General features: G+C 68.7%; 11 protein-coding genes. 8 read left to right on the top strand and 3 right to left on the bottom strand.

The genetic code is table 11. The features are described 5' to 3' along the window. The coding region (locus RDU12_RS07045; protein ID WP_300292246.1) for a primosomal protein N' at positions 1-1,763 on the top strand (1,763 nt) is incomplete at its 5' end. Positions 1,764-2,064: 301 nt separating this feature from the next. Here RDU12_RS07045 and RDU12_RS07040 read toward each other — a convergent pair. Both RDU12_RS07040 and RDU12_RS07035 read right to left on the bottom strand, forming a co-directional pair. Further along, on the bottom strand, positions 2,065-2,907 hold the full coding sequence (locus RDU12_RS07040; RefSeq protein ID WP_300292248.1) for a TerC family protein: 843 nt from the start codon (positions 2,905-2,907) through the stop codon (positions 2,065-2,067). Between the two features lie 97 nt (positions 2,908-3,004). Further along, positions 3,005-3,883, bottom strand: coding sequence for an endonuclease/exonuclease/phosphatase family protein (locus RDU12_RS07035; protein WP_308684338.1), 879 nt, complete (start codon positions 3,881-3,883; stop codon positions 3,005-3,007). A 266-nt stretch (positions 3,884-4,149) separates the two neighbouring features. Here RDU12_RS07035 and RDU12_RS07030 point away from each other — a divergent pair, with 266 nt between their 5' ends. From RDU12_RS07030 to RDU12_RS07000, 7 genes are all read left to right on the top strand, one after another. Further along, positions 4,150-4,704 (top strand): F0F1 ATP synthase subunit delta, encoded by a 555-nt coding sequence (locus RDU12_RS07030; protein WP_300290769.1) that lies wholly within the window; start codon positions 4,150-4,152, stop codon positions 4,702-4,704. 59 nt (positions 4,705-4,763) lie between these two features. Next, a complete protein-coding gene (atpA, locus tag RDU12_RS07025) occupies positions 4,764-6,299 on the top strand; it encodes a F0F1 ATP synthase subunit alpha (RefSeq protein WP_300290767.1) in 1,536 nt (511 codons plus the stop codon). Positions 6,300-6,331: 32 nt separating this feature from the next. Next, positions 6,332-7,210 carry a F0F1 ATP synthase subunit gamma gene (locus RDU12_RS07020; protein ID WP_300290765.1) on the top strand — a complete coding sequence of 293 codons (879 nt, stop codon included), beginning with the start codon at positions 6,332-6,334 and terminating at the stop codon, positions 7,208-7,210. A 43-nt stretch (positions 7,211-7,253) separates the two neighbouring features. Next, positions 7,254-8,807, top strand: a complete 1,554-nt coding sequence (atpD, locus tag RDU12_RS07015; protein ID WP_300290762.1) for a F0F1 ATP synthase subunit beta — start codon at positions 7,254-7,256, stop codon at positions 8,805-8,807. After that, entirely contained in the window at positions 8,807-9,076 is a 270-nt protein-coding gene (locus RDU12_RS07010; protein WP_300290760.1) for an ATP synthase F1 subunit epsilon, read from the top strand. The genes atpD and RDU12_RS07010 overlap by 1 nt, the downstream gene beginning before the upstream one ends. A 340-nt stretch (positions 9,077-9,416) precedes the next feature. Next, entirely contained in the window at positions 9,417-9,746 is a 330-nt protein-coding gene (locus RDU12_RS07005) for a multidrug efflux SMR transporter (RefSeq protein WP_300290758.1), read from the top strand. 103 nt (positions 9,747-9,849) lie between these two features. Next, positions 9,850-10,095, top strand: coding sequence for a DUF1272 domain-containing protein (locus RDU12_RS07000; protein ID WP_300290756.1), 246 nt, complete (start codon positions 9,850-9,852; stop codon positions 10,093-10,095). A 169-nt stretch (positions 10,096-10,264) separates the two neighbouring features. Here the strand turns inward: RDU12_RS07000 and RDU12_RS06995 are convergent, their stop codons facing one another. After that, on the bottom strand, positions 10,265-10,531 hold the full coding sequence (locus RDU12_RS06995) for a hypothetical protein (protein ID WP_300293284.1): 267 nt from the start codon (positions 10,529-10,531) through the stop codon (positions 10,265-10,267). Positions 10,532-10,664 lie beyond the last annotated feature (133 nt).

Genomic DNA, 10,664 nt, shown 5'->3' with positions numbered 1-10,664 from the left:
GCGAACGGGCCCTGCCGGGCCCCGATCTGGCGCGGGCGGCGGGGGTGTCGTCGGGCGTGGTCAGGGGGCTGGTCGACGAAGGGGTGCTGGAGGTCGTCGAGATCGAGGCCGTGGCCGCCTTCGACGCGCCCGACCCGGACCATGCGCCGGCGACGCTGAACCCGGATCAGGCGGCGGCGGCGGAGGTGATCGCGGCGGCGACGGCGAAGGGCGGGTTCGCGCCGTTCCTGCTGGATGGGGTGACCGGGTCGGGCAAGACCGAGGCCTATCTGGAGGCGGCGGCGCGGACGCTGCGGGCCGATCCGACGGCCCAGGTGCTGATCCTGTTGCCGGAAATCGCTCTGACCCAGGCGTTGATCGAGCGGATCGCGGCGCGGTTCGGGGCGGCGCCGGCGGAGTGGCACTCAGGGGTGGCCCCGCCGAAGCGGCGGCAGGTCTGGGAGGCCGTGGTCGCGGGGCGCTGCAACATCGTGGTCGGGGCGCGCTCGGCGCTGTTCCTGCCCTATGCGAACCTGCGGCTGCTGGTGGTGGACGAGGAACACGACGGCTCGTTCAAGCAGGAGGAGGGGCTGGTCTATCATGGCCGCGACCTGGCCGTGGCGCGGGCGCGGATCGAGGGGGCGACGGTGGTTCTGGCTTCGGCGACGCCGTCGCTGGAGACGCTGTGGAACGCCCATCTGGGGCGCTATGGCTGGCTGAAGCTGGAGGCGCGGCACGGGGCGGCGGTGATGCCGGAGATCGCCCTGCTGGACCTGAGGCAGAACCCGCCCGATCCGCAGACCTGGCTGTCGCAGCCGCTGAGGGAGGCCATCGGCGAGACGCTGGCGCGGGGCGAGCAGACGCTGCTGTTCCTGAACCGGCGGGGCTATGCGCCGGTGGTGCTTTGCCGGGCCTGCGGGCACCGGATGACGGCGCCGGACACCGACAGCTGGCTGGTCGAGCATCGCTACACCGGGCGGCTGGTCTGCCACCTGACCGGCTTCACCATGGTGCGGCCGAAACACTGTCCCTCGTGCGGGGCCGAGGATTCGCTGGTCGCGGTCGGGCCGGGGGTGGAGCGGGTCGAGGAGGAGGTGCGCCAGCTGTTCCCCGAGGCGCGGACGGCGGTGTTCAGTTCGGACACCGTGCCGGACGGCAAGTCGGCGCGGGCCCTGATCCAGCGGATGGCGGACGGGGAGATCGACATTCTGGTGGCGACCCAGGCGGCGGCCAAGGGGCACAATTTCCCGCACCTGACCCTGGTCGGGGTGGTCGACGCCGATCTGGGTCTGAGGGGCGGCGACCTGCGGGCGGCCGAGCGGACCTTCCAGCTGCTGACCCAGGCGACCGGCCGGGCCGGGCGGGCGGAGAAGCCGGGGCGGGCGATCCTGCAGACCTGGACGCCGGAACATCCGGTGCTGATGGCGCTGGCGGCGGGCGATCGCGACGCCTTCGTCGAGGCCGAGATGGCCGAGCGCGAGGCGGCGTCCCTGCCGCCCTACGGCCGGCTGGCGGCGATCATCCTGTCGGGCGAGAACGCGGCGGCGGTCGAGAAGGTCGCGCGCGAACTGGCCGGCTCGATCCCGAACGCCGAGCGGCTGGAGGTCTATGGGCCCGCCGACGCGCCGCTGGCGCTGGTGCGGGGACGGCGCAGGAAGCGGCTGCTGGTCCGGGCCGACCGGGACGTGGACCTGCAGGGCTTCCTGCGGGCCTGGCTGGCGCGGGTGAAGGTCCCGGCCAGCGTGCGGCTGAACGTGGACGTGGATCCGTACAGCTTCCTGTAGGCGAGGTTTCACCCGGGTAAAACCGGAAAAGACCGTCCGAACCGTCCGAACCGTCCGAACCGTCCGGATCGTTCGGGTGTCGGGATTCGATTGTCAAAGACCGGCGACAGTGAGCCCCGGCATTGTGCGCCCGCCGGTTTCTCAGGCGGGAAGATCGGTTCGAGAAAAACGGATGCGATTGAAACAGCCCGATGTTTTCCGCTGAACCCGACTATAATTCCGCGGATTGCCAGCCCAGCGTCATGAGGGCGGGGGAGGGGGCGCAGCGCGATTCCTTCTCCCTCAAGGGAGAAGGGTCCCGCTACACTCCCGGTTCGGCGGTCTCGGCCTTGTTGAGTTCGGCCTGACGGGCCTCGAGGGCGGCGGCCTTCCTCTCGGAAGAGCGGCGGCTCCACATGTTGAGACCCTCGACCAGGCCGGAGAAGGCCATGGCGGCGTAGATGTAGCCCTTGGGCACGTGGACGCCGAAGCCGTCGGCGATCAGCACCATGCCGATCATCAGCAGGAAGCCGAGGGCCAGCATGACCACGGTCGGGTTCTTGTCGATGAAGTCGGCCAGCGGGTTGGCGGCCAGGAGCATCACGGTCACGGCGATGATCACCGCGGCCATCATGATCGGGACGTGATCGGTCATGCCGACGGCGGTGAGGATGGAGTCCACCGAGAACACCAGGTCCAGCAGGATGATCTGGAAGATGGCGGCGCCGGCGTTGTTGATGACGACCGCCTTCTTGTCGAGCAGGTCGTGGTCCGACGGCGTCGGGTCGACGGTGTGGTGGATCTCCTTGGTCGCCTTCCACAGCAGGAACAGGCCGCCGGCGATCAGGATCAGGTCGCGCCAGCTGAACGAGGTCTCGAACAGGGGGGCGCCGTGCTCGATCGGGCCGGTCAGGCCGAGGTCGAAGACCGGATTGGTCAGGGCGACGATGAAGCCGATGGTGGCCAGCAGGGCCAGGCGCATGATCAGGGCCAGGGCGATGCCGAGGCGGCGGACGCGGGAGCGCTGCTCGACCGGCAGCTTGTTCGACAGGATGGAGATGAAGACCAGGTTGTCGATGCCGAGCACCACTTCCATGACCACGAGGGTCACCAGCGCCAGCCAGGCGGCGGGGTCGGACAGCAGGGGCGTGATGGAGTCGAGCATGAGAGATCCCGGCGAAAAAGCTTGAGCGGAAAGCGCTAAGGGCGCGGGACGTTCCAGGCAAGCGTCAGATGAGGTCCCCGGGCCGCGTCGGACCGCCTCAGGGTTCCACCGGAACCAGGTCCGCGACCACGGGGAAATGATCCGAGATCACCCGGCCGCCGAAGGAATCGGTCGGCACGGCGAACCGCTCCACCGCCAGGCCCGGCCCTATGAAGACATGGTCGATGGCGACGCCTTCATTGTCATTGGCGATGTCGAAGGCGTTGAAGGTGCCGGCGGGACCGAAGACGACCGGGCTGACGGCGCGGGCGTCGCGCAGACCCGAGGCGAGGATGCGGCGATACGGCGCGGTCTCCGGCCCGGTGTTGAAGTCGCCCATCAACACGACGGCGGCGGTCCCGCCCTCGACCTCGACCGGGGGAAGGCCGGCGACCAGTTCGGCGCACTGCTCGCGGGCGACGACGCCGACGTGATCGAAATGGGTGTTGCGCACGTCCAGCAGCCGGCCGTCGCGGCGGTCGCGCAGCAGCACGCGGGTGACGGTGCGGGGGTAGGCCGCGTCCCAGCCCTTCGACGGGCGGTCCGGGGTGGGCGAGCACCACAGGGTTTCGGCCCGGATCCGCTCGTAGCGGTCGCGCTTCCAGAACAGGGTGGTGGTTTCGCCGACCGGCCCGCCGTCGTCGCGGCCCAGGCCGTAGCGGTCGTAGCCGGGCAGTTGCCCGGCCAGCCAGCCGACCATGGCGGAGTGGGCCTCCTGCACGCCAAGGAGGTCCGGGTCATGGAAGGCGATCTGGTTCGCCATGTGCGGGCGACGCTCGGTCCAGGTCGGGTTGTCCGACGGCACGTCGACCCGGATGTTGTAGCTCATCACCCGGAACGACCCCGGTTCGCCGCCCCCGGCCGCGGCGGACGCGGCGGCCGCGACCGACAGCATGGCGGCGGCGGCCAGGGCGATGAGGATGCGGACAACGGTCATGGCGGACTTCCGGACGGGCGGGCGGGGCAGTCTTCGCCTCGAGGCGTCCGGACGACACGTCAATTCTGGTTACGCCGCCGGGTCGCTGCGGCGGGCTGCCCCGGTTGCGGCGGGGGGGTTAGGGTGCTATCAGGCGCCCGGCTGAGCCGGAGGGCGCGTTGCGAGACGCGTCCCCGGCGTGCTTTCTTCAAGCATTTCAGGCCTTTGATCGGCGCGCACCCCGCCGCCGGTCGACAACCCGAACGCTAACCCGCGCGGACCATACAGTGGCTGACGATTACAGGACGACGGAAGTCGGCGAGCGCTATGCACAGGCGCTGTTCGACCTCGCTGACGAGACGGGCGTCCTCGACGCCGTGCGCGCTGATCTGACGTCGCTGCGCGCCGCGTGGAACGACAGCGCCGACCTGCGCCGGCTGGCCAGCTCGCCGGTGATCGCGTCGGAGGATCAGCAAAAGGGTCTGGTCGCCATCGCCGACGCCGCGAAATTCAACGGCGTGACGCGGAATTTCCTCGGCCTGCTGGGCCAGAACGGCCGCGCCCGCGACCTGCCGGGCGTAATCGCCGGTTTCGAGGTCCTGTACGCGAAGAAGACGGGCGTGGTCGCCGCCGAGGTCGTTTCGGCCCAGGCCCTGAGCGCCGCCCAGATGAAATCCATCCAGTCCGCCCTGCGAGCCTCGCTGGGCAAGGACCCGGAAATGACCGCCCGCGTCGATCCGTCGATCCTGGGCGGCCTCAAGGTCAAGGTGGGGTCGAAGCTGTTCGACGCCTCGCTGAAGACCAAGCTCGACCAGATGAAGTTCGCCCTGAAACGGGCCTGACCCTAACGCCTGCGGCTCCGACGGGGCCGCGCTGACAAGACGATAACAGAGAGCCTGTCATGGACATCCGCGCCGCCGAAATCTCGGCCATCCTCAAGTCGCAGATCGCCAATTTCGGCGTTGAAGCCGACGTGTCCGACGTCGGCCAGGTGCTGTCGGTCGGCGACGGCATCGCCCGCATCCACGGTCTGGACAACGTCCAGGCCGGCGAGATGATCGAGTTTCCGAAGGCCGGCGTGAAGGGCATGGCCCTGAACCTCGAGCGCGACAACGTCGGCGCCGTGATCTTCGGCCAGGACAACCAGATCGCCGAGGGCGACGAGGTCCGCCGCCTCGGCGAGATCGTGGACGTGCCGGTCGGCAAGGGCCTGCTGGGCCGCGTCGTCAACCCGCTGGGCGAGCCGATCGACGGCAAGGGCCCGATCGAGTTCACCGAGCGCCGCCGCGTCGACGTCAAGGCCCCGGGCATCATCCCCCGGAAGTCGGTGCACGAGCCGATGCAGACCGGCCTGAAGGCCATCGACACCCTGATCCCGATCGGCCGCGGCCAGCGCGAGCTGATCATCGGCGACCGTCAGGTCGGCAAGACCGCCGTCGCCGTCGACACCATCCTGAACCAGAAGTCGACCAACGCCGCCGCCAAGAGCGAAGGCGAGAAGCTGTACTGCATCTACGTCGCCATCGGCCAGAAGCGCTCGACCGTGGCCCAGATCGTCAAGACGCTCGAGGAGCGCGGCGCCCTGGACTACACCATCGTCGTCGCCGCCACGGCCTCGGAGCCGGCCCCGCTGCAGTTCCTGGCCCCGTTCTCGGGCACGGCCATGGGCGAGTTCTTCCGCGACAACGGCATGCACGCCCTGATCGTCTATGACGACCTGTCCAAGCAGGCCGTGGCCTACCGCCAGATGTCGCTGCTGCTGCGCCGTCCGCCGGGCCGCGAAGCCTATCCGGGCGACGTCTTCTATCTGCACAGCCGCCTGCTGGAGCGTTCGGCCAAGCTGAACGAGGACAACGGTTCGGGCTCGATGACCGCCCTGCCGCTGATCGAGACCCAGGCCAACGACGTCTCGGCCTACATCCCGACCAACGTGATCTCGATCACCGACGGCCAGATCTTCCTCGAGTCCGACCTGTTCTACCAGGGCATCCGCCCGGCCGTGAACGTCGGCATCTCGGTGTCGCGCGTTGGCTCCTCGGCCCAGACCAAGGCGATGAAGAAGGTCGCCGGCTCGATCAAGGGCGAGCTGGCCCAGTATCGGGAGATGGCGGCGTTCGCCAAATTCGGTTCGGACCTCGACGCCTCGACCCAGAAGCTGCTGGCCCGCGGCGCGCGCCTGACCGAGCTGCTGAAGCAGCCGCAGTACAGCCCGCTGACCATGGAAGAGCAGGTCGTCTCGGTCTACGCCGGCACGCGCGGCTATCTGGACGGCATCGCGGTGGGCGACATCGGCCGTTTCGAGAGCGAGCTGCTGGCCCGCATCAAGTCCTCGAACGCGTCGCTGCTGGACGGCATCCGCGCCAAGAAGGACCTGACGCCGGAGCTCGAGGCCGAGCTGAAGTCGGTGCTGGACGCCTTCCTCAAGACGTTCGCCTGAGACCGGCCCGGATAGCGAGAGAGTAGCCCCGGATGGCCAGCCTCAAGGAAATGCGCAATCGGATCGGAAGCGTGAAGTCCACGCAGAAGATCACGAAGGCCCTGAACATGGTCGCCGCGGCCAAGCTGAAGCGCGCCCAGGACCAGGCCGAGAGCGCCCGACCCTACGCCCGCAAGATGGCCGCCGTGATCGCCAATCTGGCGGCCGGCGTGTCGGGCGACGGCGCGCCGAAGCTGCTGGCCGGCACGGGCTCCGACCAGAAGCACCTGATCGTCGTCGCCACCGGCGACAAGGGTCTGGCCGGCGGTTTCAACACCAACGTCATCCGCGCCGCGCGCGAGCGCATCAAGTCGCTGCTGGCCGAGGGCAAGGACGTGCGGATCATCGCCGTGGGCCGCAAGGTCCGCGACGGCCTGGTCCGCCTCTACGGCGACCGCCTCGTGCACACCTTCGAGATGTCGGACCACAAGGTCATCGGCCTGCCGGCGGCGGAGCCGATCGCGGCCCTGATCGCCGAGGAGTTCGAGGCCGGCAACGCCGACGTCGTGACCCTGTTCTACAGCCGCTTCCAGTCGGTCATCTCGCAGGTGCCGACGCCCCGGCAGCTGATTCCGGCGGTCGTCGACGGCGACGCCCCGCCGATCAATCTGAACGGCGCGACCTACGAGTACGAACCCTCGGAAGAGGAAATCCTCGAGACCCTGCTGCCGCGCAACATCACCACCCAGGTGCTGGCCGCCCTGTACGAGAACCAGGCCAGCTTCTTCGGGGCCCAGATGGGCGCCATGGACAACGCCACGCGCAATGCGGGCGACCTGATCAACAGCCTGACCCTGCAGTACAACCGCAAGCGCCAGGCCCAGATCACCACCGAACTGATCGAGATCATCGCCGGCGCCGAAGCGCTCTGATCCGACCCCCGCACAGATACGACCTTCCGAACGGAACGAACCGATGACCGACACCACCGCCAAGAAACCCGCCGCCAAGAAGCCCGCCGCTTCCAAGGCTCCGAAAGCCGCCGCCGCCACCGGCAACGCCGTGGTCACCGCCGGCACCGGCGTGGGCCGGATCGCCCAGGTCATCGGCGCCGTCGTCGACGTCGAGTTCGAGGGCCAGCTGCCGGCGATCCTGAACGCCCTGGAGACGCAGAACGTCGACCAGAAGACCGGCCAGCCCTTCACCCTGGTGCTGGAAGTCGCCCAGCACCTCGGCGAGAACATGGTCCGCACCATCGCCATGGACACCTCGGAAGGCCTGACGCGCGGCCAGCCGGTGACCGACACCGGCACCTCGATCCTGGCCCCGGTCGGCCCGGGCACGCTCGGCCGCATCATGAACGTCGTCGGCGCGCCGATCGACGAGCAGGGCCCGATCAAGACGACGATGTACCGTCCGATCCACCGCGAGGCGCCGAGCTTCGAGGAGCAGTCGACCTCGTCGGAAATCCTCGTCACCGGGATCAAGGTCATCGACCTGATGTGCCCCTACACCAAGGGCGGCAAGGTCGGCCTGTTCGGCGGCGCCGGCGTGGGCAAGACCGTGACCATGCAGGAGCTGATCAACAACATCGCCAAGGCCTACGGTGGTTATTCGGTGCTGGCCGGCGTGGGCGAGCGCACCCGCGAGGGCAACGACCTGTATCACGAGATGATCGAGTCCAACGTCAACGTGGACCCGGCCAAGAACGGCGGTTCGACCGAGGGCTCGAAATGCGCCCTCGTCTACGGCCAGATGAACGAGCCCCCCGGCGCCCGCGCCCGCGTCGCCCTGACCGGCCTGGCCCAGGCCGAATATTTCCGCGACGAGGAGGGCAAGGACGTCCTGCTGTTCGTCGACAACATCTTCCGCTTCACCCAGGCCGGCTCGGAAGTGTCGGCGCTGCTGGGCCGCATCCCCTCGGCCGTGGGCTATCAGCCGACCCTGGCGACCGAGATGGGCAACCTGCAGGAGCGGATCACCTCGACCAAGAAGGGCTCGATCACCTCGGTCCAGGCCATCTACGTCCCCGCCGACGACCTGACCGACCCGGCCCCGGCCGCCTCCTTCGCCCACCTCGACGCGACGACCGTGCTGAACCGCGACATCGCCGCCCAGGCCATCTTCCCGGCCGTGGACCCGCTGGACTCGACCTCGCGGATCATGGACCCGCTGGTCATCGGCGAGGAGCACTACCGCGTGGCCCGTTCGGTCCAGGAAGTGCTGCAGCAGTACAAGGCGCTGAAGGACATCATCGCCATCCTGGGCATGGACGAACTGTCGGAAGAGGACAAGCTGATCGTCTCGCGCGCCCGCAAGATCCAGCGCTTCCTGTCGCAGCCGTTCTTCGTGGCCGAGCAGTTCACCAACTCGCCGGGCAAGTTCGTGTCGCTGGAAGACACCATCCGTTCGTTCAAGGGCATCGTCGCCGGCGAATACGACCACCTGCCGGAAGCGGCCTTCTACATGGTCGGCGCCATCGAGGAAGCCGTCGAGAAGGCCCAGAAGCTGGCCGCGGACGCCGCGTAATGGCCGGCAAGCTCAGCTTCTCGCTGGTGTCGCCCGAGCGCGAGGTCTTCGCCGGCCTCGTCGACCAGGTCGATGCGCCCGGCGTCGAGGGCGACTTCGGCGTTCTGGCCGACCACGCGCCGTTCATGACCGCCCTGCGCGAAGGCGTGGTCACCGTCATCGACGGCGGTTCGCGCCGCCGGTTCGAGGTCCACGGCGGTTTCGCCGACGTGACCCCGGCCGGCCTGACCATCCTGGCCGAACAGGCCTCGGAAGTGGCGGCGGCGTAAGCGCTTGTCATCCCGGACGCGGCTGCGCCGCGTCCGGGACCGGCGATACCCCGACAATCCTCCTCCCGGAAGGCGCAGCCTGTCCGGGAGCCGGGATGAAGCCAATCTTCGCCCGGTTCAGCTCGCGAGCTGCCCGGGCGTTTTCGTTTGTTAAGCCGGTCCCGTCCCGGCTCTCCGCTTCGCGTCGGCCGGGATGACAAGGGCGCCCACGCTTGACCCCTGCGCCCCAGACCCTAGATAGCCCTTCGCAAGACGAGGCCACGTCCTCGCTCCCGCGCCGATCCAGTGTCGGGGGGACCAAGTCCGGGACGGCCCGGCCCTTTGCGAGGAGGGCCGATCGATGGCCTGGACCTATCTGATCATCGCCGGCCTGCTGGAAATCGTCTGGGCCTATTTCATGAAACAGTCGGCGGGCTTCACCCGCCTGTGGCCGAGCGTGGCGACGCTGGGGTTCATGGCGGTGAGCTTCGGCCTGTTGTCGCTGGCCATGAAGTCGATGCCGATGGGGACCGCCTATGTGGTGTGGACCGGGATCGGGGCGGTCGGGGCCTTCATCGTCGGGGTGGTGTTCCTGCAGGAGCATCTGAGCCCGATGCGGGTGGCGGCGGCGCTGCTGGTGGTGGCGGGGCTGGTGCTGTTCCGCCTGGCGCCGGGCGGCGAGACGAGCTGATCTTGCCGCGGCCGGCCCCCTCCACCATGCTTCGCATGGTCCGGTCGTCGGTCGCCTCCGCCGACCTTCCTCCATCCCCAGAGGGGGAGGAATGGAGAAAGCGATGCTTGAGCTCAGACCCAACTGCGAATGCTGTGATCGCGACCTGCCGTTCGACAGTCCAGAGGCGCGCATCTGCACCTTCGAATGCACCTTCTGCGCGGATTGCGCGGAGGCGACGCTGAAGGGCGTCTGTCCCAACTGCGGCGGCGGCTTCGTCCCGCGCCCGATCCGGCCGGCGCGGCTGATGGCGAAATATCCGGCGTCGACGAAGCGGGTGCTGAAGCCGGAGGGGTGCGCGGTCGCTTGAAAGCCCGACGGCTCAGCCAGTCTGGCCCGCCCCGCCGTGGCGCAAGGGACCGAGCCGTCGGCGCGGACGCCGGGAACAGCGACGCGCCGGGCCTCCGGCGCGCGGAAACCAGGCCCCGCGGCGCGAGGCCTGGTCCGACGGGCCTGAGGGCCCACCTGCCGCTGATTGGTCAGGGCAGGACGCAGCCGTCAGGCCAGTCTTCCGGGGGGATCGACGCATCGCCGACCTGATTCTGGCAGATCGGCCCGGTGGTTGGATCGTTCGGCTGGCTCGGCCCCTGGTGGAAGTCGTCCCACGCCCAGGGATCGAAATTGTCAGAGTCCGGGCAGGTGGACGCGTTGGGGTCCTCGCAGGGATCGTTCGGGTCGGCCAGGGCCAAGCCCGAGACGCTCAGGCTCAGCGCTGCAGCCGTCGCAAGCGCAAGAATCTTTCTCACCGTCGTTCTCCAGATATGATCTGCCCTGATCGGACCCCGAACGATCCTAGAGTTATGTCTCTTGCACAAGCAAAACGAGCATTCCAAGCGTAACGATTACGTGAGGTTGAGTGCTGTGCCGCCAATCGTCCAT

The sequence above is a fragment of the Brevundimonas sp. genome, assembly GCF_031082345.1.
Taxonomy (GTDB): Bacteria; Pseudomonadota; Alphaproteobacteria; order Caulobacterales; family Caulobacteraceae; genus Brevundimonas.
This window is presented reverse-complemented; position numbering and strand designations above follow the sequence as displayed.